The following is a 22,413-nucleotide window of genomic DNA, read 5'->3' on the forward strand; positions in this document are numbered from 1 at the left end:
TTTCCTTATGGAAGCAGGCGGCAACACGGAACAGAAAAAAGTCTTAACTCTTGATTCTTAACTCTTGACTCTGTTTTAAAGTATATAAAACACAGCCTGTTTTTGAGGTTGTTTGCTGATTACAGCGCCGATATCGCCGGGCAGTTCATCCTTCATCATTTGTTTCAGATTGTTTTCGATGGTGCGGCTGATGGTGGTTGTTGGCGTATCTGTCGGCTTGTTTTCAAATGGGTCCTGCAGGTGGATGGCCATTTTTTCGATCAGGAAAAAGGCCGATGATATGGCTATTACCAATGGCACCTGGAAAATTCCGAAAAACTCCATCAGGCTAAAAGGCAGCAACAGCACAAAAAACATAACCAGCCAGTGAATATATACGCTATAAGTAACCGGGAAAACTGTATTCTTGATGCGTTCGCAGCCGCCCATCGAATTCATGAAGTTGGTGAGTGTGTTGTCCATAGCCACCTGCTGGTACTCATTTATCCAGCCCAGCCGGTATAGCGTGCGCAGGTCATGGCCTTGCAGTTCATTAATGGCAAGCGGAACGTTATCCATTTTTTTGAGGTTTTTTACATCATCATCGGTTAGGTATGCCTCCAGGTTTTCTTTGGCATTTTGGCCGCGCAGGTGGCAGCTTAAGCTGTAGCACCAGGCCATTTGCCTGCGGATGATGCGCTCTTTTAACGCCCGTTTTTGTTCGCCGTCATGACTGCTATCCACAAAAGTTAAAACCTGGCGCGCAAAGGTACGGCAATCATTTACAATAGCCCCCCAAAGTATGCGGGCCTCCCACCACCTGTCATAAGCCTGGTTTGACCGAAAGGCCAGCAGCAGCGAAATGATGGTACCCAAAATAGTAGGTACAGTTAGCGGAATAGAAACATCTTTAAAATTATAGTATTGGTGAATGCAATAGATGGCAATAGCGTACACTGCCACCAGCAAAACTTCCTTTTTTATTTTACCGAATACGTAGCTAACCGGTATGTTTTCTTTTAACAGCATAGTTTTAAAAATTTAATTTGTTACACACCTTCCGTTAAAACGGGTTCCTCAATTATCACATCGGCTAATATGCCAGGGGTTTTTGGCTGTTTTATTACGGCCGTGCCACATTTTTGAAATAGCATATCGGGGTCTATACTATTTTTAAAAAGCAGGTGGTAATTATCATGCGGCGCCACAATAACGTCGATGTTGTTAGCCTCCAGGAAATTATTAAAAACGGCTACTGTGCTACCATAAAAAAACGTGATGGCTATATTGTTAATGAGGTGGCCGTGCTTGTTTTCAATTTCGCGGCATCTGATGTAAAAATTATCGGGAATCTGCCTGTACTCTACGCTGCGGCGCGATAGCATTAGCAATTCACTTATATTATCGGTAATTTTAAGCATGTGTGCCAGCACAATATTTACCTTTTCGGGGTAATAGCCCTGCGCCAGTGCCGGGATGCTTTGGATAGATTGCTGGGTAAAATCGGTAGGGATAAATAACGTTTTCATGGTAATTTTAATTAATGGTGAAACTTTGTATGTTTTGTTTGATACAAGTGTAGCAGCCAATAATTAGGAGGATATAAGAAACTTATTAGAATTTGATTAGAATGCTCATAGCCTCACCTAAACAGCATTCATGAGCGCCCAAAAGCATCATAGTGCGAATAATCCTCTCCAAAGGAGAGGACTTTTGATTTGCATATTCGAAATTCGTTTAACCCTTTGCTTTTTAAGAACCCTCTCCTTTGGAGAGGGCAGGGTGAGGCTCTACCGGCAAAAACACCTTAATCTCGGTACCTACCCCAACTTCCGAGCTGATACCCAGGCTGCCTTTGTGCAGGCGGATGATATTAAGTGTTAATGGCAATCCCACCCCGTGCCCCTCATAATCGTGGGCGTTTGAGGCACGGAAAAAAGGTTCGAAGATATGCTGAAGCTCGGTTTGGGGAATTCCGATGCCCTGGTCTTTAATGATAATGATTATCCTTTTATTTTCAGATAGCAGGCTAACGGTTACCACCCGGTTATCAGAGTATTTACAGGCGTTGCTGATAATATTATTGATAGCCAGCCGCAGCAGGTTACTGTTACCTTTTACATAAAGGTCTTTTTCATCGGCAGGCAAATTTTCAAGATTAATGTAAATATTGCTATCGGGGTTTATTCGTTTAACCGATTCGGACGCGGTTAGTAAAAGCTCGTCCATCCTGATGCTTTCCCAGTTTTGTCTTTTACCATCAAAACCCGATTGTGCCAGCGTAAGCAGGCTGTTCAGGATCTGGCCCAGCTTTTCAGATTCGGCGTAAACAGTGTTTAAAATCTCACGTTGATGAGGGTTTAGGTCTTGTTTATTTAAAGCCAGCTCAACTTCGGACGAGATAATGGTTAGCGGAGTACGTAACTCGTGCGATGCGTTACTTACAAAGTTATTTTGCGTTTCGAAGGCCGTTTCCAGGCGGTTAAGCATGTCATTAAAGGTGGAGGATAACTCAGCTATCTCGTCCTTGCCGTTAAGCTCATCCAGCCGGAAATGCAAGTTATTGGCTGTAATATTTTTTACGTTGTTGATGATACGCCGTACCGGCTGAAAAGTATAGAAAGAAAAAATTTTCCCTACAAAATATACCAGCACCATGGCCAGCAAAAAACCATACATCAATATTTTTTGAAGATCTTTCAACTCCTGGAAACCGGCTGGGTTTGATGCAGATACAATTACAACATAGTTAGCCTGTGTCTTCTTAAATAGCGAACCTGCGTAAAAAGTATTATCGCGCCTGTAATGCGCCTGGCCTATAAGCAATATATCGTCAATAAAAGCTTTGTCAATCCCGGCGCTTGCATGCACCTGGTTACTGCTGTCTAATTTTAAAACATATTCTTTTTCCGACTCTAACTTCTCCAGGTATTTGTTACGGACTTCCAAAGTAGCTTTACTTTTGGCGCCCGGCGACAGGCGCACTTCGGCCGCAATATTTACGCGGGTTTCCAGCCGTTTATAAAAGTCGTCAAAGTTGAATCTGTAAACCAGGTAAAATATCGACGCGTTAAGCAGTATAAGTATACCGCCCGATAGCAGCAGGAACAGTAAGGTTATTTTACTTTGTATCTTCATCGGTTTCTCCCTCTTTCATCAGGTAACCCATGCCAAATACCGTATGGATCAAATTAGGGCCGCCATTTTTTTCCAGCTTTTTGCGCAGATAGTTTACATAAACATCTACTACATTGGTGCCCATATTAAAATCAATATCCCAAACGTTTTCCAATATCTGGATCCTCGATAATACCTTTTTTTGATTTTTAACAAAATATTCCAATAACCTGTATTCGGTAGCTGTAAGTTTTAAGGCTTCGTTGTTCCTGTAAGCTATTTTTGATTCGGTATTAAGCGCCAGGTTACCTATGGTATAGGTATTGTCTGCAGGCATATCGCTGCCGCTCCGGCGCAGCAACGTACGAAGGCGCGCGGCAAGCTCGGCAATTTTAAATGGCTTTACCATATAATCGTCGGCGCCACTATCAAGGCCGCTTACAATGTTCTCGGTTGAGTCTAGCGCTGTAAGCATAATTATTGGGATCATCTTTTTTTGCTGCCTAATGCGTTTGCACACCTGTATGCCATCCATTACAGGCAGCATCACATCCAATATAACCAGGTCGAAATCATGATCCAACGCCATTTGCAAACCTGTTGCGCCATTGGCGGCAACACTTACTTCAAAGCCATAGTCGGTAAGGCCACGTTTAATTACCGAAACCACATTTGGTTCATCCTCAACTAATAATATCCCCATATACTAACCAATTGAATTTAAGTGCTTCGTTTGCCAAAATAATTAAATAATTTGGTGACTGCTATTGTTATTGAAATATAACCTATTATTGTAAAATCCATTTAAAAATAGCCGTCGGTCGTATCAATTTCATTTATGAAGCCGATTTTAATAGCCTATAAAAAGTATGCCTATAAATGGGTATTAGATAAAAAAAGCAGCGGCCAAATTAGCATTCAAATGGCCAAATTTATTAAAATACAATCGTCGGTAGTTTGTGAAAATTGCATCATTTGCGGACACCGGCCGGTAATTGAACAATGTAAGGGAAGCAAATTTACAGTGCGGTGCCCTAAAGACAGCACGCACTACCAAACCACACCGGGGGCGATAAATATAAATGACTGGAACATGAATAACAAAATGCAGGATAGCGGCGAGTTGAAATTAGGTATCAATTAACCCTTGCCTAATATATAGTTAACGGCAAAGCCAATAATTTCTTTAATATATAAGCTCCATCTGTTTAAAATCTCTGCGCTCGGCATAAACTCGAAAAACGACCATTGTACATCGCCTGCTATTACATTGCATGAATAGGGAATTACATCAACATGCTGGCTTTTAAAAATCTGCATGGCCCTGCGCATATGAAAGGCCGAGGTAACCAGCAGATAAGGCCCTTGCTGCTTATTTTTGAGTAATAATGCTTTGGTTAACGATGCATTTTCAAGTGTATTTCGCGCCTGGTTCTCTATTAATATGCAACTATCTGGAATCTGTAAAACGCGAAGCTGCTGTAGTACAAAATCTGCTTCCCTAAAAGCACCGGGAGCAAGTTTGCTGTTGCCGCCCGAGATCACTATTTTTTTTGCTTTGCCATTCCGTTGTAGTAAAACGCCTTGTATAAACCGGTCGGCAGCCCAGTTAAATACTCCTTTACCGTGTTTATTTTCACTTGTAAAACCGCCTAAAATTATGGCAGCGCTGTACGTTTTGCCCGGCTGCAGTTTGGCGGGCGCAATATCCCACGCCCTGGCCAGCAGGTTTAAAAACACCGGGGCCGAAAAAATCCAAAATAAGGCGACACCCCAAATAAGGCACCTGCGTTTTAATTTTGGCTTTTTTGATAGTATGGCAACCAGCAGCAAAACAAAAATGTACAAAACAGGCAGCAGCAAAAATGATAATACTTTCGACAGGACAAAAAACATAACAGTGGTAAAAATAGTTAAAAACAAATAGCTCAGGAAATTACCATTAAAGCAACCTTTTGCTTCGGTTTTACTATTGATTGTAATAGGCGTTAAACTATTTGGCGTTATAAAACTCTAAGCACAGGCGGCACGTAACAAACTGGCACCATCATTGTCATATATTTAATAAATAAAACATTAAAAACATGGGCTTTATAAAAACACTTGCCATTGGCGCAGCAGTTGCTTATGGCGTAAATTACGTTACAAAAAAAGGACCTGACGGAAAATCAATCATCGATAACCTGGCCGACGAAGCCCCCGAATGGTTTGATCGTGCAAAAAAATATGGCGAGCTTACTTTACAACAAATTGCAGTACGCGCGCAAAACTTCAGGGATAATACGCGTTATTAGGTTACAGGTTGTTAGTTAATGATGTTGGATAGTTAAAACAAATACTGAAAAAGGGACGCAGCCCACTGCAAGGCAAATACCTGGCCTGCTATTTGCATAAGGATATTATTAACACTTATCAGATACATTATACCATGAAAAAGCTAATCATATTTGTCTGCCTGTTTTTCGCGATGTTGTTAACGTTTGCGCAAAACACCCAGGCCCAAACTACAAAGAAAAAGGGAATAAGCGACCAGGGTAAGGGCGCTATAATAGGAGGTGCCGGCGGTGCCGTTGCAGGTGGCCTGATAGGCCATAACGTTGGCGGCGCTTTAATTGGCGGTGCCATAGGTGCCGGTGGCGGTTACATTATTGGTAATGAAACCCGCCGCGCAAAAGAAAAAAAGGAGCGTGCGCGCCGGATAGCCTGGCGCAAAGCGCACCCAAGGCATCACGCTCATCCGTACAGCAAAACTACTACCGTAACAACGGTTAAGTACCAGTAAAAGTTAAAAGAAGTTAAAATTTATTCACAAGCCCCGGTTTACAGTAATCGGGGCTTTTTTTTTATTATCTTAAGTGGATGGTTACATTATCAGCCTATAAAAAAATAAAACGGATAGATGCTTTAAAGTTAATTTATTCGTTTAAAAGGGTGGTTTTTTGCTGAAACATCAAACAGCTTGTTTACTAATTACGTTTAATAAATAATGGGTAAAACGTTTATAGCATTATTGTTTTGTTTAGTACCTTTTGCTATAATGGCACAAACCGGCATGCCTGTTGCAGATACAACAAGAAACAAAAATGACACTATTCAACAACGCGACCTGATAGATGTTTTTCGGTCGGTGTTTAACGTAAAGCCCAGGAAGGTATCGACAACGGAAAAAAGGAAATTTTATTTTTCGTTTTTGCCTATCTCAACGTCTGACGGGCGAAGCGGGGGCAGAGCCCTGTTTACCTCAACTACAGCAGGCTTTTACCTGGGCGATCAAAAGACTACCAATCTTTCTACCGTTGTATTTACCCCTTATTTTAACCTGAAAGGCCGTTATGGCTTGCCTATCCGCTCAAGCGTATGGTTAAAGGATAATCAATGGAATGTTATAGGCGATATCCGTTTGCTGGTTTATCCGCAATACACCTGGGGACTTGGGGGCAATATGAACAGCAGCGACAAATTTTTGGTTGATTATAATTACGTACGCCTTTATCAAACGGTACTAAAAAGGATAAAACCCTATTTTTATGCAGGTGTGGGCTACAATCTTGATTATTATGTTGATATAGACAACCAGGGCCAGCAAACGCTACGCGATTTTACCGGCTATAAATATGGTACCGCTACCGGGCAGGATGCATTTTCATCGGGTGCAACACTCAATTTATTGTATGATACGCGTAAAAATTCCTTCGACCCTTTGCCGGGGGTTTATGCCAATATATCGTACAGGTTTAATACTAAAGTGCTGGGCAGCCACACCAACTGGCAATCGTTATACATCGATTTACGTAAGTATGTTTCACTAACCAATTCGGGTCCTAAAAATGTGTTGGCGTTCTGGACGTATTACTGGACATCGCTTACCCCAGGTACTCCTTATTTAAACCTGCCCAGTTTGGGTTGGGAGCCGTACCAACGGTCGGGCAGGGGATTTCAGCAAAACCGGTACCGCGGGCAACGACTGGCTTACTTTGAAACCGAGTACCGTAGGGATATCACCCGCAATGGGCTATTGGGTTTTGTTTTATTTGCCAACGTCAACGCTGTTACCGAACCGGATACTTATAAGTTTACCTATTGGCACCCGGCGGCCGGCACCGGCCTCAGGTTTAAGTTCAATAAAAAATCGGGCACAAATATTAGCCTCGATTACGGTGTAAGCCGTAATTACTCGTCAATAAACCTTAATTTAGGCGAGACGTTTTAGCGGGGAGTTCATGGTTGATAGTTCATAGATCATGGCAGCTTCAAAAAATTATCAAGCAAAAATCGACGTTTTAATTAAGTCACGGCAAGTAAGACTACCATGAACTATGACCCATGAACAAATAACACCACATGACTAAAAAGAAATACTTTTTCCTGATCCTCATATTAGGCTCGCTTACGGCGCTGGCTCCTTTTTCTATTGATATGTATTTGCCGGCGTTTGAAGCCATAGGCGATTCGCTGCATACTACTGCCGCGCAGGTGGCGCTGTCGTTGTCCAGCTTTTTTATTGGAATATCGGCGGGGCAGCTATTGTATGGGCCTTTGCTGGATAGGTTTGGCCGTAAACCGCCATTGTATTTTGGTCTTGCGTTGTATATTGTAGCTTCTGTGGGTTGTTATTTTTCCTCATCGCTACAGATGCTCATCATTATGCGTTTTTTTGAGGCTTTGGGCGGCTGCGCGGCAAGTGTTGCAGCCATGACCATGGTGCGTGACCTGTTCCCTATTGAAGATAGCGCTAAAGTATATGCATTGTTGATATTAGTATTAGGCGCATCGCCTATGCTGGCACCTACGGCCGGCAGCAATATCATCATTGTATTTGAGTGGCAGGTGATATTCCTTATCCTGATCATTATGGCGGCGTTGATATTTATAGCGGTATTTTTCTTTTTGCCCGAAAGCTACGGACCTGATCCAACCTATTCGCTAAAACCAATACCCATTATCAATAATTTTTTGCAGGTGATAAAGGAGCCGCAGTTTTTTACCTATGCGGTGGCCGGCGCGTTTATGTTTGCCGGGTTGTTTACCTATGTTGCATCATCGTCAATTATATTTATAGGCTTTTTTAAAATAAGTAAACCGGCCTTCGGCTGGGTGTTTGCGGGGTTATCACTTGGCTTTATTGGCTCCAGCCAGGTAAACAGCAGGCTTATTAAATATTATAAAAGCGAGCAGATAATTAACGTTACGCTGATTTGCATGGTTATTATATCGGCGGTGTTTTTTATAGGGTCGCTTAAAGGCTGGTTCGGTATGGCCGGTACTATCGCCATGATATTTGGTGTTTTGTGCTGTGTGGGTATTTCCAGTCCCAACAACTCGGCTTTGTCGTTAGCCCCTTTCACAAAAAACGTCGGCTCTGCATCGGCATTAATGGGCGCATTACAAATGGCTATAGGTGCACTGGCATCATACGGTATTACGCTTATCAAAAATCAGGGTACTTTGCCAATGGCGGCAGTTATGGCCGCATCATCGGCGGTGGCGCTTGTGGTACTGCTTATTGGTAAGCGGTTTATAAAAAATAAGGTAGAGGCGGTAGCCGGGGCTGGGATGCCGGCGCATTGAGGGTTTGAATCATATTTGGCTGAATTGCAGACTTACGAAGTTTTCAAAACTTCGTAAGTCTTTCGCCGGTAAGTACGCCCAGCATCTGCACATCTGAAATCTAAAATCTGCACATCTCCCTATACCAGCAGCTCGTCAATTATCCCAAACTCTTTGGCCTCGGCGGCTATCATCCAATAATCCCTGTCAGATACCTGGTAAACTTTTTCGTAAGGCTGGCCGCTGTGTTTAGCAACTATTTCATACAATTCCTGTTTCATTAGTAATATTTGTTGCGCTGCTATCTGGATATCTGATGCCATGCCCTGCGCGCCGCCAGAGGGTTGATGAAGCATTACGCGCGAATGCTTTAAAGCAGCCCTTTTACCCGCGGCGCCGCCGCATAATAATATTGCTCCCATGGATAAGGCAATGCCCGTACAAATAGTAGCCACGTCGGGGCTGATGAAGTGCATGGTATCGTAAATACCCAGGCCGGCATATACCGAGCCTCCGGGCGAGTTAATATACATCTGGATATCCTTTTTGGCATCAGTTGATTGCAGGAAAAGCAGCTGCGCCTGGATAATGTTGGCCACGTTATCATCAACGGCCTGGCCCATAAAAATAATGCGGTCCATCATCAGGCGCGAGAATACGTCCATCTGGGCTACGCGCATTTCGCGCTCTTCGGTAATATAAGGTGTCATGGCCGTTGGCAAGGCACTTTTTTCGACCCCTGAAATGTAGCTATCTACCAGCGAACCGGCAATAGCGTGGTGCATGACCGCATATTTGCGGAATTCCTGTTTATCAATATTCATGGTTTGAAGTGGTGAGTAGTGAGTGGTGAGTTTTAAGTTGGAAGTTCTAAGTCATAAGTCCTATTTTTGACTATTAAGACTCCGGGCTTAAGGCTTAAAAAATATTCTTGCTATTTTTTGTTTGAAACTTAAATGTTCGGGTTGGCCGAATAGTTGCTCATGAGCCGCCTCTATCTCTTGTTTTAATTGCTTGCGGCCATATTGCTGTACCAGGTTATATACTTGTTTTTGGGCGGATACATCGGCATGGAAGCTGTCAACCAGCAATAACCTGGCTTCAAATAGTAAGGCATCCGTGGGCTTTTGGCTGCCAAGCAGGTGTGCTTCTATCCGGGCTATGTTATTTAAGGAAGTCCTCATAGGTTAGTGCTTTTTGTTTAACAGTTTCCCTTACTTTTTCTATGCATTTATATTTCTGCACGGTTGCCGATCGTACGCCCGAGAAGCCAAATGTTTCGGCAACCTGGGCCATGGACAGTTTGTGGTAATAAAACGAGCGGAGCAGTTCCATACAGCGCTTGCCGGCTGTTTCTAAAAAGTGGAGCAGCTTATGATCATCGGGTATCGCGGTAGCTTCATCAAAAGTGTTAACTACGTCAGTTTCATTTAATGGCGATGTTTTACCACCTTCTTTATAGCGTTTTATCCACAGGAACCGCGCAGTCCCGTAAATGTAAGCGCCGTCGCTGTTATTAACAGACAACCCGGCCTGTGCTGTTTTTTCGTAATAGCTTAGTAAGGCATCTTGGAAAACATCTTTAGCCTCATCAAATGAGCCCCCACAGCGGGACACATATTTTGCCACAGCCGGGAATACCTGTTTATATAGCCCTATAAAAAGCTCCTGCCTTTGGGCCGCCTGCTCCTGTAATTTAACTGCATCCATTGTTTACTGTTTATTACTATGTGCAAGTTAGAGAAGATATATCACCTTTTTTGGAGAAAAGATTTTTGCAGTAAGGTAAAATGATTTCCAGCTACCAATTTAAGCTGATGATTTTCCTATCGATTATCAATTCTGGAAACGGTCAACCTCCACCCGAACCACACCTCACGCCACAGGCAACAGACCTCAGAATTTACTCGCCCTCAAAGCCGTCACCTTCGATCCATCAACACCGATTGTTTCAAAAACTATCTTGTTCTCCGTCAGCTCCGATACGGTGAAAACATAATTACGTGTTTTACCATCGGGCAGTACCTCGGTTATGTTCATATTGCCGCCATCTAAGGTGAAAGTTCCATGCGAGAGGAATTTACCACCCCACACAATCAAAAACTTCATTTCGGGGGTAAACTGGATATATGGCGCCGCTTCATCAAGGTCGGCCTTTTTCACAGTATCCGGCGGGCTGGCATTGGGGTGCTCTATTTTTACATACTTCCATTTGCCGGTAAGGGTAGTAACCGAAACCGATGGCTTGCAAGCAGTGATGAACAGTAGTATAACAGCAAACAATAAAAAGCTATGTTTAATCATGATGGAGGATAATTGTTTGCCTAAGCTATAAAATTGCAGCCAAAATAAACAGAAAATTATTTGCCCTTCGTTTGTTTTTTCATTCGTTCTTCGGCTTTTTTTACTTCGTCCTTTTCGCTCATTGGGAAGTCGGTTTTGAGTTCATTTTTATCCTGTTTACTGGTATCTGGGCTTATTTTTTTTGGTGTGATTTTACTTGATGCGGCCATGATCATGAAGTTTTTGGTGGTATTATATATTTAACTCATGGCGATCGGGATTTGTTTATAATTATTTAAAGTATCATGCCGATATTCACTTGATAACTTGGCAAGTAAAATGTATTATTATAACATGGAACCTGACATAGAAACAATTACTGTAGACGAATTGAAAGCTCATTTTACGGAGATAGTAAAAAAAGTTAAAGATGGGCTGAGTTTTGCAATTGCCGAAGGAAATAAAACACAAATTATTGGCTATTTCATTCCAACATCGCAATTTCTCAAGCCCAAACGCAAACTGGGCTTATTAGAAGGTATCGCCACGGTTAACTTCAACGCGGATTTTAAAATGACCGATGAGGAATTGATTGGATAGGTAAACCCTGCCAAATCCAAACTCGAACATCCGAATTCCCAAATCAAAAAATATTTTTTAAAATTGTTGTAACAACCTATAACCGTAACTGTCTAAATGACACTAAATAGCCGAGGATTCCCTTCCAAAAGGTATGCTACTTAGTATTGTGAGGGCCCGCACCTTAAGGGTTCCGTTAAAAAAATCAAAAAAAATTAAATTCTAAATCTTAAAAAAATGGACAAATCAATTGTTATGCTGTTTTATGCTGTGCCCGTAATTTTAATACTGGTGCTGTACAAATTTGTTTTACGCGTGTTCTTTGGGATGGTGATAGTCCCCGACGACCGTATTGGCCTGGTTGTTAAAAAGTTTACCTTGTCGGGTAAGTCGCGGTTACCCGATGGCCGTATTATTGCCACTAATGGCGAGGCTGGTATGCAGGCCAAAGCGCTTGCGCCGGGCTTGTACTGGGGCATGTGGCCCTGGCAGTATGGTATTACCATGGAGCCCTTTACCATTATTGAGCAAAACAAGCTCGGGCTGGTAAAAGCAAAGGACGGTGCATCCTTTGATACAGGCCGTGTGCTTGGTAAGCCGGTAAACTGCGATAAATTCCAGGATGCTATTGCGTTCCTTGATAACAACGGTCAAAAAGGCCCGCAGGCCGCTTTCCTTACGCCGGGTAGTTACCGTATCAACACTTTCTTGTTCGAGATTGTAACCGTACCTATTACCCAGATACAGGAAAATAAGGTAGGTATTATTACCACACTGGATGGTGAGCCCCTGGCCAAAGGCGAAATTGCCGGCTACTCGGTAGATGGGCATAAAAACTACCAGGACCCTATAGCGTTCATTAACGCAGGCGGTCGCAAGGGCTTGCAGGAGGATGTTATCCTGGCTGGTACTTATTACCTTAACCCCTGGTTTGTAATTGTTGAGCAGGTAGATATGATATACATACCCATTGGTTATGTGGGCGTTGTTAACTCGTTTGTTGGTCCCGAAGGTAAGGATACCAGCGGTGATGCCTTTAAACATGGCAACATTGTAAAACGCAACGAAAAAGGTGTTTGGGACGAGCCGCTTGACCCTGGTAAGCACCCGGTGAACATTTATACCCACGCGGTTGAAATTGTGCCTACCACCAACATCGTCCTTAACTGGGCCGACAGCCGTACCGAGGCACATGAGCTGGATAAAAACCTGTGTACCATTACCGTAAGATCATCAGATGGTTTTACATTTAACCTTGATGTGTCGCAAATTATACACGTTCCGCGTAATGAGGCGCCAAAAGTGATAGCCCGTTTTGGTAAAATGAAAAACCTGGTATCGCAGGTATTGGAGCCTACCATTGCCAACTATTTCCGTAACTCGGCCCAAAGGAGTGATGTCATCGGCTTTTTGGCCAACCGTATTGAAAGACAAAACGATGCTAAAGAACATATAAGCACCGTACTGCAAAGCTACAACGTAATTGGTGTAGATACCCTGATTGGCGACATAGTACCGCCGGCTGCTTTGATGAAAACCTTAACCGACCGTAAAATAGCCGAGCAGGAAAAAGTAACTTACGAGATACAACGCCACGCGCAAATTGAACGTAAGGAATTTGAAAGCGCCCGTGCCGGTGCCGATATGCAGCCGGAGGTTGTAAAATCAACCCGCCAGGTTGAGATAAACACCCAAATGGCTGCCTCAAGAGTTGCCGCATCACGTGGTGAAGCCGAAGCCAAAACCATTAACGCCAAAGCGGATGCCGAAGTAAGGATCACGATAGCCAAGGCCGATGCCGAAGCCAAAACCGTGAACGCCAAAGCTGATGCAAATGCCACAGAGGTGAATGGTTTGGCCGAAGGTGCTAAAATTAAAGCCATAGGTATGGCCGAAGCCGAAGTTACCAAACAAAAAACCGAAGCCATGGGTACCGAACAATACGCCATTGTGCGTGTGGCCGAAGCGCTTGCCAGCAATGGTATCAAGTTAGTGCCAGAAATATTGGTAAGCGGCAAAGAAGGCGGCGGCAACGGCATTATAGATGCCCTAATTGGCAGCGAAATGCTCAAAAAACTGCAAAAAGCCAATGAAGAAGGTGGAGCAGTGAGTGGGGAGTAGTTGTGAGTTGTGAGTGGTGAGTGGAGAGTAGTGAGGAGGTGAATTGTGAGTGCCTGGCGTGAAAAAGGGCAGGGATTGTGCGATTCTGTCCTTGGGGAAGGGAAGGTAGGGGTTAGATAAGGCGACAAGCAGTGTTTGCAAGTTGCGCTAAGAAAGGCTCTCCCCTGCCTTCGTGCTCACCTCCGACACGCTTCCAGGGGAACGAATTTTAAAAATTATCCATTATTCAATTCAACAAAAATGGCGCATCGAAAGGTGCGCCATTTTTGTTGAATCCCACTGCCCACTGCCCACCCATCTAAATAACTTTTATCACCTGCAAAATCAAAAAGCCGGCGGCGGCAACCAAGGTAAGCGCCATGGTTAGTATGCCGGTTTTCATTTTGGCGCGGATGCCGGGAAGGCAAACAACAACAGATATTAGTACAAAAAAAGCGATAACTACGGCGTTGCGGATAATATCGTCTGTTGATATGGCATCAGCCTCGGAGGAGCTTAGCACAACCTTCAGGTCGTTTTTAAAAAAATAGGCATGTTTAAGGGCGTTGTACATTACCGCCCAGGCCAGCATTATCCATCCTAATTGTTTTCTTAAGCCAAAGCCAATTGCTCCTAATGGCAGCATTAAATAGGGCACTACTACAAATAAGAAAGATGGGCGGTATGAGCTGGATTCGGTAATCATGCGCAAAATGGCGGTGTCACCTTCGGCAAGCGTAATAAAATACACAGCCAGCACGGTCAATGAAACGATGCCGATAACCCGTTTGGCCGAAAAAAGCTGCTGTTTTACAACTGCCTGTTTTGCTTGCTGGGGCTTTGGCGAACTCAATTCTTGTGTTTGTTTGGTAACCTTACGCTTCAGGTAAAAGTTAAAGTCGTCATTTACTTCTTTAAGTTGTTCGGGCGGCAAACCGCGGCGTTGAAGTTCAATGTAAGCGGTTTCGACAGCCAGGGGCTGAAAATTTCTTGAATTGCGTACAATAGCGATTAATTCCGAGCTTTCAAGTCTTTCGTACTTGTGCTCAAACGAGTTAGCATTAACAAGTTGGTCCATAATGAAGGTAAGGTGTGCTTATATATTACATTAACTAACATCGTTATATACAGGTAAGCCGGCATTATTTTTTCAATGCTTTAGGCCGGTTTTCAACTGTAATTGTTCGCCTGCCTTTATATCCTGATGTTTGTTGTTGTATGCTTTATTGCCGTTAATCTCCTCATCATCACGCCACCGGGTACACTTTTCGGTTTGGAGGGTTTCACGTAAATGGATATTGTTTATTTCCTGTTCAATTTTGTTTAAGATATTTAACGGCGCGGCAATGGCTATGCTTTGAGCGATATAATCCATATTCGGTGTTAGCTGTTGTAAAATTCCGCTTACTTCCGGAAACCAGGCTTTCATATGCCTGTTTTTAACAACCTTAAATAGGTGGCCCGATAGCGTTATTGCATAGTTGTTATGCACAGCTAACAATTGGCCTCCGTTCGGGGTATCCGAACTTTGTAACTGTATACTCAAAATCAGATCAGGGGGTACTTGGTTTAAAACTGGATTCAAATATAGATACTTTTTTAAATTAAAATGGAGTTAAAAAATTATCTTTTTTCAAGAAAATGACTTTTAAGTACCTCACATATATGTATTTATGCTTAAATGTTAATTTTAGTTAAAATGTGGTTTCGTTACAGTTACAGCTAAATTTTATATGTATTTTTAAGCATGCTTAAACATCTACTTTTGTTACTATTGGTTGGTGCAATTCCGGCATTAGCTATTGGGCAAACTATTCAAACCGGGGTTGTATTTGAAAACAAAACGCGTGTAACACTACAAGGCGTTAAGGTTGAAAACATGGGTACGCACAAGGTTTTCATTACCGGTAAAAGTGGCGTATTTAACATTGAAGGGAAAACAGGCGATGTACTGGTATTTAGCAGCAGCTTTTACCGCGCCGATACTGTGCTGCTAACTGATAATAAACCAATGGAAATTTTCCTGGTGCCGCAGCATAATATGCTTAACCAGGTGAATGTTACGGCAACAGAAGCCAAACACACAGGCTCGTTCCAGGCACCCGATTTTCATAACCAAACGGTAGTTTACCTGCGCGATCCAAAAACCGGATATTACAAAGGTGGCGTAGCAATCAGGCTCCATTACTTTAAAAAAGACGAAAAGCGTAAAGCCAAGCAGGCAGCTTTTTTAAAAGACCAGCAACAACAGGATGATATAGCTAAGGTTTTTAGTGCCGGCAACATCAGCAAATACCTGCCCCTGAAAGGAAAGGATATGGACGATTTTCTGATCCTGTATACCCCATCAACCAAATACTATTTTAGCGCAGCTTTTAACCTGGCTGCTTATCTTGATACCAGCTACAAAGCCTTTTTAAAGACCCCGGCAGATAAAAGAAATACCGACCTGGGTGCTTCGCCGCCTGTTTTGGGCAAGCAATAGGTTTACATAGTATCTATTAATTAATTTCACATATTTTCTTTTATCAAATAGAAAATCAACGAGTTAGCTTTAAGCTTTGCGCCTTTTGCTTTCAGCTTCCAAATTTACAAGTCCCTGTACATGATATAGGTATCTACAAGGCCCAGTTGCAGGTGCCTGAACCCCTTAGGCGTGGTCCCGATAATGGTAAAGCCATGTTTTTGCCAAAGCTTTACAGCCTTTTGGTTAGTTGAAACCACAAAGTTGAATTGCATGCCCCGGTAACCCAGTTGTTTAGCTTTTTCAAGCGAGTGCAGGCACAATAAACTGCCCACGCCTTTGCCGCGGGTATCGGGGTGTACCATGTAGCCACAATTGGCAACATGATTACCCAGACCAGGCTGGTTGGGTTTTAATATATAGGTGCCCAGTATTTTGCCGTCTTCTTCGGCAACAAATGTTTGGATGGGGCTGCCAAACCAATATTTGTCCAAATCGGCTTTTGGGGTTTCGGGGTCAAAGGCATAAGTATCGCCGCTTTGTATAACGTTCGAAAATATTTCCCAAATTGAATCGTAATCCTGGGGAGTAGCCGGCCTTATTTCCATGAGGATAAATGTTTATAGTTATGATGCTTATTATGATGACAAAAGTGCATTATTAGCCATTCAGATAAAAAATAAAGGCAGATAATTTTGCAGTGTACTGTAACAAGGGGGCAAAATTGCCGTCTGTTTCACAATGTAGTTTATCGACAGCTTATGCAAACAGAAACCGGTATCCCTGCGACAGCAAACAGCAACAATCCCAAAATAGGTTATGTCGATAATTTAAAGGTAGTGCTTACGGTACTGGTGATTATGCATCATGCATTTATTACTTATGGGGCGCCAGGAGGCTGGTATCTTACAGAAAAAACCACGTTTAAGCCGGCGCTTATCCTCATGACCTTGTTTGTAGCTACCAACCAGGCGTTTTTTATGGGGTTCTTCTTTTTCCTTTCGGCATATTTTGCCGAATCGTCATACAATAAAAAGGGCGCTCTGAAGTTTTTGGGCGATAGAGTGAAACGCCTTGGCATCCCGCTGGTATTTTATTCGTTTATCCTTTCGCCGGTTTTAAGCTACCTGGTTTATAGGTTTGCCAAAGGGAATAACATTACCTACGTGCAATATTTGGGCGGCTTTCATTCCTGGATAGATTTTGGGGTGCTATGGTTTGTGGCCGCTTTATTATTATTCAGTGTATTGTATGTAATTGTAAGGGTTTGGTTTGATAAAAAGCCAGGTGTGGTAAACCCAATGCTACCCGGCGGCTGGAAGATTATTTTGTTTGCCACGGCGCTGGCCCTTGCCAGTTACCTTATTCGATGGATTTTCCCTGTCGGCTGGATCTTAAAACCGGTTGGCTTCCAGTTAGGGCATTTTGCGCAGTATCTGGCTTTATTTGCTTTGGGTATTATAGCTTCGCGGGGGAGGTGGCTCGTTAATATCAATTATCAATTAGCTAAAAGGTTTGCCGTAAAAGTAATGGTAATGATTGTGGTACTGTTTCCGGTATTGTACGCTGTGGTAACCATCACCCAAAGCCCTATTGAAGCCCTCAATGGGCATGGCAACTGGCAATCATTAATGTATGCCTTTTGGGAACAACTTGCCGGTATCTTTATCATTGTAGCCTTGTTGGGTATTGCCCGGCAAAAGTGGAACAATCAATCCGCGTTTTTTAAAAAGCTTTCCCGGTTAACTTTCTGCGTTTATATTTTTCACCCACTGGTATTAATATCGTTGTCGGTTTTGCTAAAACCATGGGGTGTTGATCCGGCGCTGAAGTTGTTAGTTGTTGCACCGGGTGCTGTTGTTGGCTCATTTTTGCTGGCGGCGATATTAGTTAAGGTGCCGGGAGTGAAAGCCGTAGGGTAAATCATGTAATGACGGATAGTATTTAGTCGGAAGTCTTAAGTTCTAAGTCAAAATGAAGGGAGGTTTTCGGATGTATCATTTCCTGTTGCCTGCTGGAATGGTATTTGCATTATGAAACCAAATTGTAAAATATACTGCCGTGAAAGACGAGAATATAAAAACAGTCGCCCGTATATTATTAGGGGCAGGTTTAATAATGGCTGGCATCAGTCACCTTACATTTGCGCGTAAAGATTTTAAGGCACAAGTGCCCGACTGGGTGCCTTTAAAAACAGACGATACCGTGGTATACTCAGGCATAGCCGAGATAACCTTAGGAAGCGCATTGGTACTTACTCCCGAAAAATACAAAGCAACTACAGGTAAAATAGCGGCCACATTTTTTACAGCGATATTCCCCGGTAATATATCGCAATATCTAAATAAACGCAGCGCTTTTGGATTAGATACCGATGGTAAACGGTTTGCGCGGTTGTTTTTTCAGCCGGTGCTGGTGTACTGGGCTCTTAAAAGTACAGGTAATATAAAATAGCCTCTTAGCTTTTTACCGAAGCACAAGGTGTAAATGCCTGTTTTTAATCTCGGCACAGATAGATAACCGGCATGATCAGGTAGCCGTAGGGTAGTCATCTTGAATCTGATGCCCTAAATCAATAAAAAACTGTTTTATTAGCCTGTAGGTTTCGGCATCCGCATTTATTTGTTTGGATGATTGGATAGCCATGTAGTCGCAGCCAAGACAAATATTTAGTGTCGAGGTAATGTTGCTATCCTTGTCATAAAATACCACCGCGTCGCGGTAAACAGGGGCACACATCCAATAGGGGATGTTAACAGCCGGGATATTCAATATCGTTATTAAGCGATCAACTTCAGGGGCCTGTCGTTTAAATGTATTTGTTTTTATAGCTGATTGATGAAATCGCCCGTTTTCGTCAATAATGTATGACCCCACCTTATGATATACATTGTTCAAATGGATGTGCCGCTCTGCTTCGCCGGGAGTGAGCGTTGCGTTTTCGCTACGGGTTTTAAGTGCTTCAAGTTCGGCAAGGATCACATTGAGCCGTAGCTGGTAATCGCCGCCGCGTTGAAACGAATAGGTTTCTATATAATCGAACGTAAAGCTGTTAACGTAATCTGGCGACGAAATATAGGTTGTAGGTATGTCCATTTTTTTCGTCGCCAAATTACGGTTGTTATTTTATATTTCTTCTTTTTCTTCCGCTTCTGGTTGTTTAGGTTCTTCCCGTTCAACAGTAATAGTACACTCGCCAACTAAGGCTGCTACTGCGCCAACTGCCGCCAATACTGGCGCCAGGAAAATACCCACAAGGCCTATTGCCAACGGGAAGGTCATCAGTTCTTTGCCTGAATGATCGGTTATGGTTATTTTTCTGATGTTGCCTTCGGCAATCAGTTCTTTTACTTTTTTAAGCAGGATATCTCCGTTTATGGAGAATGATTCTTTTGTGGCCATGGTGTGGTTTTATGATGGGTTAATTTTAATGTAATTCAATAAATCAGTAGGTTACGCTGATTGGTATCTATGTTATTTTGACGCTGTTTTGCCTGAATTGTTACAAAGGGGAGATGGCTGTTTGCTGAGGTTATTTACTGTAGCAAAACTTATCTTTTTTCTATCTTGCAATAAATACCATAGTTGCCAATGACTAAAGATACTATTTATACTTCTTTTTATGGATTATTCTTTTTGCTTTGTATTTGCACAGGGCAGGTTATTGGTTACAGGCATTCCCATACTCCGCCCATCCCGTTTTTTATTGAATTACTGGTGCTGCCAATAGGGTTTCTGCTTTTCCTGATTGATCTGTTTACCATGTGGCCGGTTACGTTTGATGCGATTAAAATACACGTTTGGGGCCTGGGCGCCAATGGCTTGATTATGGTAATTGTGTTGATTGACGCATTTTCTGCCTGATCATAATCAGATATCTGCCCGATGCGGCGAATGCAACCAGTGCCGCCGTAATTGTACGCTCTATGGGGGATTTTCAAATTGGCTATTATTCATTGCCGTACTTATTCTTTGCTTTTCTAATCCTTGTACTTCTCGCCTTGATTATATTTTGCAAAAGCACTGTCATTAAACTATCTTAGGCCATATAAATCCACAAAACCTTATGGAACCGATAAAAACCCCAAGGCCGACAATAGGTTGGAAAGCGCAATTAGACGATGGCAGCGAATTTTTTACCGAGGAAGCAATTGCCGCAGCCGATGTATTGCTGGATAATTATATTGCCGCCTTACAGGGCGCTACAAATGAACGGACTATCTGGAAAGCCATCGAAACCGTTGTAAAAGGCTTTGATCAGTTGAATATTGATCACGACTATTTTATTGAGACCATGGAACGTGAAGACCTGGCCGAATATATCCAAAAGGCAGCCGAAGCAGCCGGACTGTTTTATGATGGCGACGTAACCGAAGAGTGGCGCGAAGAATGGTAGGCGTCCTGTTAAATATCGTAAAAAATGGCATGGGCTATGGTCTTGAGTCGTTAGTCTGAAGTTCTAAGCCAAAAGAAAGAATATGTTACTATTGACTTAACGACAGTATCACAGGCACATTAAAAAGGCAATCATTGCTTTCGCATGATTGCCTTTTTTTAAAGTATAGGCTCGGTAATTAAAAAAATTACCCGGCTGGTGATTTGCAACAGGCCGGCCCAAAAAATCATTCTGCTATCAAGTTATTATACAATAACAACAGAAGGCTCTCCATACCTGAAGTGAAATGCATTAGCCGGCTGATAGCTTGACGGTTCCTGGGCGTTTGCTACGTTGGTGATAAACTTCAAATCAGTAAGGGGTGGTTCCAAAAGCATAATAATGTCAGATCCTCCAAAAGCAAAATAGCCAAACTCTTGTCCTTTAACTACCTGTTGCCCCTGTAGGGTGTCCGTGTACATATTCACTGACGATACCTGGGCCATGCCGATAGGTATGGTAGCAACCAGCCCAACGTTTGATGTGCTTGTACTGGTGTCAATTACCAGTACGCCCCTGGCTTGGGTAAACTCGTATCCATCTTCGGCCACATCGGGTGCATCAAACTGGTTATCGGTAATATTAACAGCAAGGTATACATTGCCGGGTACTGCTACCAGGTCAAGAACGGTGCCACTTACCGGTGTGTGAAAACGGTGATAATCAAAAGGGCTTAAAAAATAGTGAACGAAAGTGCCGTTATAAAAATTGGCGGCGTATGGGCTCCCCGCTTCGCCAAGTAAATCGTTGATGTTGCCTATGGTATGCGTTTGTTTTAAGGTTAACGTTGTAAGGTTGCCCTCATTATCAGTTACATTACCGTCCTGGTCAATCTGGTAATACGCTTTAAACGTACAATCAGCCGGCGAACAGATAATTGTATTGTCATCGGGATTGGCAACCGGGCGCATCGGCGATCCATCGGGTTGCGTTGAATTTAATTGACGGTAAAAAAAGGTATTGAATGAAACCCAGTTAGGCGCGTCATCGGAATAGTTGGGCAGGTTATATTCAGGATCGTTCCAGTACGATTGTAGTGCTTCTGGTGTAAGCGAAGCAGGGGTGTCTAAAAAACTGCCCCAGGCCGTAGCATATTGGTCAAGCCAGCCGGCAAACGAAAACTCATTAATCGGGCTTACATAGTCCTGCAAGGTAACACCAGTTGAGCCCTGGTCTACCAGCCAGTAAAACTGGCACAGGCGGTCGTATATTTCCTGGCTATAACCATTTTGCCCGGGGGTATTTTGCCACGGATTATAAGTGCCGGTATTTTCGCTGGGTATCACTTCGGCAAAAAGCGTCAGGTAGGTAATATAATCGCCGGGGATAGCAGGCCATCCAAAGCCCGAGTATATATCATTGAGGGCATTGTACAAATCAGGATCAAGGTCGGCGATTGCCAGATTGTTTGCCGATACCAATGAATTGGTTAGCGCGTCTGCAAAGTCACTGTCATCGTTAATCTGGTTTTGAAGCTCCTGAATTACGTCATAAGAGGTTGTGGTTGTTGTTAGTGTGCTCATAATGCTGTTTTTTTGATAGTAGGTTTATGTAAATTGGATGTACTAATGTATAAACTATTTATAAATAATAATAAATAAAAAATATTTATTTGTCGCATCCTAAAAATGTGTATTTGTCAGATTATCAACACATGTTAAAATAATTCTTTATTATAAAATGAAGTATTTGTATGTGAAATTAATATTAAAAAATAGCCACAGGTCTTAACAGATTTCGTGATATCAAAGGCTGCGGCCCCAATATCTTGTTTGTGGGGTAACGAAATAAAAACTGGTGCTCCTGTTTCCAATTTGCCGGGCACCTGCGGCTACAACACTACCATGTCCACAGTTTATTGCCCAAAACTTGTATAGCTAAATTTCAGGGTTAAATACGCTAAATGCCG

At 42.8% G+C, this 22,413-nt stretch carries 28 protein-coding genes; 12 read left to right on the plus strand and 16 right to left on the minus strand.

Annotated elements, in window-relative coordinates:
• Positions 1–75: 75 nt before the first annotated feature.
• The 4 genes from AC1DXF_RS09000 to AC1DXF_RS09015 form a co-directional block, all read right to left on the minus strand.
• Positions 76–1,008, minus strand: a complete 933-nt coding sequence (locus tag AC1DXF_RS09000; RefSeq protein WP_477447973.1) for a bestrophin family protein — start codon at positions 1,006–1,008, stop codon at positions 76–78.
• A 20-nt stretch (positions 1,009–1,028) separates the two neighbouring features.
• Entirely contained in the window at positions 1,029–1,508 is a 480-nt protein-coding gene (locus tag AC1DXF_RS09005) for a hypothetical protein (protein WP_477447974.1), read from the minus strand.
• Between the two features lie 223 nt (positions 1,509–1,731).
• Positions 1,732–3,117 (minus strand): sensor histidine kinase, encoded by a 1,386-nt coding sequence (locus AC1DXF_RS09010; RefSeq protein WP_477447975.1) that lies wholly within the window; start codon positions 3,115–3,117, stop codon positions 1,732–1,734.
• Positions 3,101–3,799, minus strand: a complete 699-nt coding sequence (locus AC1DXF_RS09015) for a response regulator transcription factor (RefSeq protein ID WP_477447976.1) — start codon at positions 3,797–3,799, stop codon at positions 3,101–3,103. The genes AC1DXF_RS09010 and AC1DXF_RS09015 overlap by 17 nt, the downstream gene beginning before the upstream one ends.
• Before the next feature lie 135 nt (positions 3,800–3,934).
• On the opposite strand from AC1DXF_RS09015, the gene AC1DXF_RS09020 reads away from it, so the two are divergent.
• Positions 3,935–4,240, plus strand: a complete 306-nt coding sequence (locus tag AC1DXF_RS09020; RefSeq protein WP_477447977.1) for a hypothetical protein — start codon at positions 3,935–3,937, stop codon at positions 4,238–4,240.
• On the opposite strand, the gene AC1DXF_RS09025 is transcribed toward AC1DXF_RS09020, so the two are convergent.
• Positions 4,237–4,992 (minus strand): YdcF family protein, encoded by a 756-nt coding sequence (locus tag AC1DXF_RS09025; RefSeq protein WP_477447978.1) that lies wholly within the window; start codon positions 4,990–4,992, stop codon positions 4,237–4,239. The genes AC1DXF_RS09020 and AC1DXF_RS09025 overlap by 4 nt on opposite strands.
• 188 nt (positions 4,993–5,180) lie before the next feature.
• On the opposite strand from AC1DXF_RS09025, the gene AC1DXF_RS09030 reads away from it, so the two are divergent.
• The 4 genes from AC1DXF_RS09030 to AC1DXF_RS09045 all read left to right on the plus strand — a co-directional run bounded on the left by AC1DXF_RS09030 (position 5,181) and on the right by AC1DXF_RS09045 (position 8,664).
• The gene (locus tag AC1DXF_RS09030) at positions 5,181–5,390 is read left to right on the plus strand and encodes a YtxH domain-containing protein (protein ID WP_477447979.1); all 210 of its coding nucleotides are present in this window, start codon (positions 5,181–5,183) and stop codon (positions 5,388–5,390) included.
• A gap of 134 nt (positions 5,391–5,524) precedes the next feature.
• Positions 5,525–5,878: a hypothetical protein gene (locus AC1DXF_RS09035; protein ID WP_477447980.1), complete on the plus strand. Its 354-nt coding sequence runs from the start codon at positions 5,525–5,527 to the stop codon at positions 5,876–5,878.
• 204 nt (positions 5,879–6,082) lie between these two features.
• Complete coding sequence (locus AC1DXF_RS09040) at positions 6,083–7,306, plus strand: BamA/TamA family outer membrane protein (RefSeq protein WP_477447981.1); 1,224 nt, start codon at positions 6,083–6,085, stop codon at positions 7,304–7,306.
• 131 nt (positions 7,307–7,437) lie between these two features.
• Positions 7,438–8,664, plus strand: coding sequence for a multidrug effflux MFS transporter (locus tag AC1DXF_RS09045; protein ID WP_477447982.1), 1,227 nt, complete (start codon positions 7,438–7,440; stop codon positions 8,662–8,664).
• Positions 8,665–8,783: 119 nt separating this feature from the next.
• On the opposite strand, the gene AC1DXF_RS09050 is transcribed toward AC1DXF_RS09045, so the two are convergent.
• The 5 genes from AC1DXF_RS09050 to AC1DXF_RS09070 form a co-directional block, all read right to left on the minus strand.
• Positions 8,784–9,467 (minus strand): ClpP family protease, encoded by a 684-nt coding sequence (locus AC1DXF_RS09050; RefSeq protein ID WP_477447983.1) that lies wholly within the window; start codon positions 9,465–9,467, stop codon positions 8,784–8,786.
• A gap of 87 nt (positions 9,468–9,554) precedes the next feature.
• Positions 9,555–9,827 carry a hypothetical protein gene (locus AC1DXF_RS09055; protein WP_477447984.1) on the minus strand — a complete coding sequence of 91 codons (273 nt, stop codon included), beginning with the start codon at positions 9,825–9,827 and terminating at the stop codon, positions 9,555–9,557.
• Entirely contained in the window at positions 9,808–10,353 is a 546-nt protein-coding gene (locus AC1DXF_RS09060; RefSeq protein WP_477447985.1) for an RNA polymerase sigma factor, read from the minus strand. Before AC1DXF_RS09060 ends, AC1DXF_RS09055 begins: the two co-directional genes overlap by 20 nt.
• Before the next feature lie 186 nt (positions 10,354–10,539).
• The gene (locus AC1DXF_RS09065; RefSeq protein WP_477447986.1) at positions 10,540–10,947 is read right to left on the minus strand and encodes a lipocalin family protein; all 408 of its coding nucleotides are present in this window, start codon (positions 10,945–10,947) and stop codon (positions 10,540–10,542) included.
• A 56-nt stretch (positions 10,948–11,003) separates the two neighbouring features.
• Positions 11,004–11,156 carry a hypothetical protein gene (locus tag AC1DXF_RS09070; protein ID WP_477447987.1) on the minus strand — a complete coding sequence of 51 codons (153 nt, stop codon included), beginning with the start codon at positions 11,154–11,156 and terminating at the stop codon, positions 11,004–11,006.
• Between the two features lie 124 nt (positions 11,157–11,280).
• Between AC1DXF_RS09070 and AC1DXF_RS09075 the strand changes: the two genes are divergently transcribed.
• Both AC1DXF_RS09075 and AC1DXF_RS09080 read left to right on the plus strand, forming a co-directional pair.
• The gene (locus AC1DXF_RS09075) at positions 11,281–11,526 is read left to right on the plus strand and encodes a type II toxin-antitoxin system Phd/YefM family antitoxin (protein ID WP_477447988.1); all 246 of its coding nucleotides are present in this window, start codon (positions 11,281–11,283) and stop codon (positions 11,524–11,526) included.
• A 216-nt stretch (positions 11,527–11,742) separates the two neighbouring features.
• The gene (locus AC1DXF_RS09080; RefSeq protein ID WP_477447989.1) at positions 11,743–13,626 is read left to right on the plus strand and encodes an SPFH domain-containing protein; all 1,884 of its coding nucleotides are present in this window, start codon (positions 11,743–11,745) and stop codon (positions 13,624–13,626) included.
• A gap of 298 nt (positions 13,627–13,924) precedes the next feature.
• On the opposite strand, the gene AC1DXF_RS09085 is transcribed toward AC1DXF_RS09080, so the two are convergent.
• A complete protein-coding gene (locus AC1DXF_RS09085) occupies positions 13,925–14,683 on the minus strand; it encodes a hypothetical protein (protein WP_477447990.1) in 759 nt (252 codons plus the stop codon).
• A gap of 72 nt (positions 14,684–14,755) precedes the next feature.
• Positions 14,756–15,151, minus strand: coding sequence for a hypothetical protein (locus AC1DXF_RS09090; protein ID WP_477447991.1), 396 nt, complete (start codon positions 15,149–15,151; stop codon positions 14,756–14,758).
• Positions 15,152–15,352: 201 nt separating this feature from the next.
• On the opposite strand from AC1DXF_RS09090, the gene AC1DXF_RS09095 reads away from it, so the two are divergent.
• Positions 15,353–16,090: a hypothetical protein gene (locus AC1DXF_RS09095; RefSeq protein ID WP_477447992.1), complete on the plus strand. Its 738-nt coding sequence runs from the start codon at positions 15,353–15,355 to the stop codon at positions 16,088–16,090.
• Between the two features lie 104 nt (positions 16,091–16,194).
• Here AC1DXF_RS09095 and AC1DXF_RS09100 read toward each other — a convergent pair whose 3' ends face one another.
• Positions 16,195–16,677 carry an N-acetyltransferase family protein gene (locus AC1DXF_RS09100; protein WP_477447993.1) on the minus strand — a complete coding sequence of 161 codons (483 nt, stop codon included), beginning with the start codon at positions 16,675–16,677 and terminating at the stop codon, positions 16,195–16,197.
• A gap of 153 nt (positions 16,678–16,830) precedes the next feature.
• Between AC1DXF_RS09100 and AC1DXF_RS09105 the strand changes: the two genes are divergently transcribed.
• Positions 16,831–17,991: an acyltransferase family protein gene (locus AC1DXF_RS09105; protein WP_477447994.1), complete on the plus strand. Its 1,161-nt coding sequence runs from the start codon at positions 16,831–16,833 to the stop codon at positions 17,989–17,991.
• 139 nt (positions 17,992–18,130) lie between these two features.
• Complete coding sequence (locus AC1DXF_RS09110; RefSeq protein WP_477447995.1) at positions 18,131–18,523, plus strand: DoxX family protein; 393 nt, start codon at positions 18,131–18,133, stop codon at positions 18,521–18,523.
• 75 nt (positions 18,524–18,598) lie between these two features.
• On the opposite strand, the gene AC1DXF_RS09115 is transcribed toward AC1DXF_RS09110, so the two are convergent.
• Both AC1DXF_RS09115 and AC1DXF_RS09120 read right to left on the minus strand, forming a co-directional pair.
• Complete coding sequence (locus AC1DXF_RS09115; protein WP_477447996.1) at positions 18,599–19,165, minus strand: hypothetical protein; 567 nt, start codon at positions 19,163–19,165, stop codon at positions 18,599–18,601.
• A gap of 30 nt (positions 19,166–19,195) precedes the next feature.
• Positions 19,196–19,471, minus strand: coding sequence for a DUF4342 domain-containing protein (locus tag AC1DXF_RS09120; RefSeq protein ID WP_477447997.1), 276 nt, complete (start codon positions 19,469–19,471; stop codon positions 19,196–19,198).
• 189 nt (positions 19,472–19,660) lie between these two features.
• On the opposite strand from AC1DXF_RS09120, the gene AC1DXF_RS09125 reads away from it, so the two are divergent.
• Positions 19,661–19,933, plus strand: coding sequence for a hypothetical protein (locus AC1DXF_RS09125; RefSeq protein WP_477447998.1), 273 nt, complete (start codon positions 19,661–19,663; stop codon positions 19,931–19,933).
• A gap of 202 nt (positions 19,934–20,135) precedes the next feature.
• Positions 20,136–20,465, plus strand: a complete 330-nt coding sequence (locus tag AC1DXF_RS09130) for a hypothetical protein (RefSeq protein WP_477447999.1) — start codon at positions 20,136–20,138, stop codon at positions 20,463–20,465.
• Positions 20,466–20,710: 245 nt separating this feature from the next.
• Here the strand turns inward: AC1DXF_RS09130 and AC1DXF_RS09135 are convergent, their stop codons facing one another.
• Positions 20,711–22,027, minus strand: coding sequence for a phosphatidylserine decarboxylase (locus AC1DXF_RS09135; protein ID WP_477448000.1), 1,317 nt, complete (start codon positions 22,025–22,027; stop codon positions 20,711–20,713).
• Between the last annotated feature and the right edge of the window lie 386 nt (positions 22,028–22,413).

The sequence above is a fragment of the Mucilaginibacter sp. P2_A5 genome (assembly GCF_056404995.1).

Coding starts and splice junctions, on each gene's coding strand:
- AC1DXF_RS09015 (WP_477447976.1), bottom strand. CDS start 3,799: ATGGGGATATTATTAGTTGAGGATGAACCAAATGTGGTTTCGGTAATT.
- AC1DXF_RS09005 (WP_477447974.1), bottom strand. CDS start 1,508: ATGAAAACGTTATTTATCCCTACCGATTTTACCCAGCAATCTATCCAA.
- AC1DXF_RS09055 (WP_477447984.1), bottom strand. CDS start 9,827: ATGAGGACTTCCTTAAATAACATAGCCCGGATAGAAGCACACCTGCTT.
- AC1DXF_RS09025 (WP_477447978.1), bottom strand. CDS start 4,992: ATGTTTTTTGTCCTGTCGAAAGTATTATCATTTTTGCTGCTGCCTGTT.
- AC1DXF_RS09130 (WP_477447999.1), top strand. CDS start 20,136: ATGGAACCGATAAAAACCCCAAGGCCGACAATAGGTTGGAAAGCGCAA.
- AC1DXF_RS09035 (WP_477447980.1), top strand. CDS start 5,525: ATGAAAAAGCTAATCATATTTGTCTGCCTGTTTTTCGCGATGTTGTTA.
- AC1DXF_RS09060 (WP_477447985.1), bottom strand. CDS start 10,353: ATGGATGCAGTTAAATTACAGGAGCAGGCGGCCCAAAGGCAGGAGCTT.
- AC1DXF_RS09070 (WP_477447987.1), bottom strand. CDS start 11,156: ATGGCCGCATCAAGTAAAATCACACCAAAAAAAATAAGCCCAGATACC.
- AC1DXF_RS09105 (WP_477447994.1), top strand. CDS start 16,831: ATGCAAACAGAAACCGGTATCCCTGCGACAGCAAACAGCAACAATCCC.
- AC1DXF_RS09115 (WP_477447996.1), bottom strand. CDS start 19,165: ATGGACATACCTACAACCTATATTTCGTCGCCAGATTACGTTAACAGC.
- AC1DXF_RS09080 (WP_477447989.1), top strand. CDS start 11,743: ATGGACAAATCAATTGTTATGCTGTTTTATGCTGTGCCCGTAATTTTA.
- AC1DXF_RS09075 (WP_477447988.1), top strand. CDS start 11,281: ATGGAACCTGACATAGAAACAATTACTGTAGACGAATTGAAAGCTCAT.
- AC1DXF_RS09085 (WP_477447990.1), bottom strand. CDS start 14,683: ATGGACCAACTTGTTAATGCTAACTCGTTTGAGCACAAGTACGAAAGA.
- AC1DXF_RS09135 (WP_477448000.1), bottom strand. CDS start 22,027: ATGAGCACACTAACAACAACCACAACCTCTTATGACGTAATTCAGGAG.
- AC1DXF_RS09030 (WP_477447979.1), top strand. CDS start 5,181: ATGGGCTTTATAAAAACACTTGCCATTGGCGCAGCAGTTGCTTATGGC.
- AC1DXF_RS09050 (WP_477447983.1), bottom strand. CDS start 9,467: ATGAATATTGATAAACAGGAATTCCGCAAATATGCGGTCATGCACCAC.
- AC1DXF_RS09065 (WP_477447986.1), bottom strand. CDS start 10,947: ATGATTAAACATAGCTTTTTATTGTTTGCTGTTATACTACTGTTCATC.
- AC1DXF_RS09020 (WP_477447977.1), top strand. CDS start 3,935: ATGAAGCCGATTTTAATAGCCTATAAAAAGTATGCCTATAAATGGGTA.
- AC1DXF_RS09040 (WP_477447981.1), top strand. CDS start 6,083: ATGGGTAAAACGTTTATAGCATTATTGTTTTGTTTAGTACCTTTTGCT.
- AC1DXF_RS09000 (WP_477447973.1), bottom strand. CDS start 1,008: ATGCTGTTAAAAGAAAACATACCGGTTAGCTACGTATTCGGTAAAATA.
- AC1DXF_RS09095 (WP_477447992.1), top strand. CDS start 15,353: ATGCTTAAACATCTACTTTTGTTACTATTGGTTGGTGCAATTCCGGCA.
- AC1DXF_RS09125 (WP_477447998.1), top strand. CDS start 19,661: ATGACTAAAGATACTATTTATACTTCTTTTTATGGATTATTCTTTTTG.
- AC1DXF_RS09120 (WP_477447997.1), bottom strand. CDS start 19,471: ATGGCCACAAAAGAATCATTCTCCATAAACGGAGATATCCTGCTTAAA.
- AC1DXF_RS09100 (WP_477447993.1), bottom strand. CDS start 16,677: ATGGAAATAAGGCCGGCTACTCCCCAGGATTACGATTCAATTTGGGAA.
- AC1DXF_RS09045 (WP_477447982.1), top strand. CDS start 7,438: ATGACTAAAAAGAAATACTTTTTCCTGATCCTCATATTAGGCTCGCTT.
- AC1DXF_RS09010 (WP_477447975.1), bottom strand. CDS start 3,117: ATGAAGATACAAAGTAAAATAACCTTACTGTTCCTGCTGCTATCGGGC.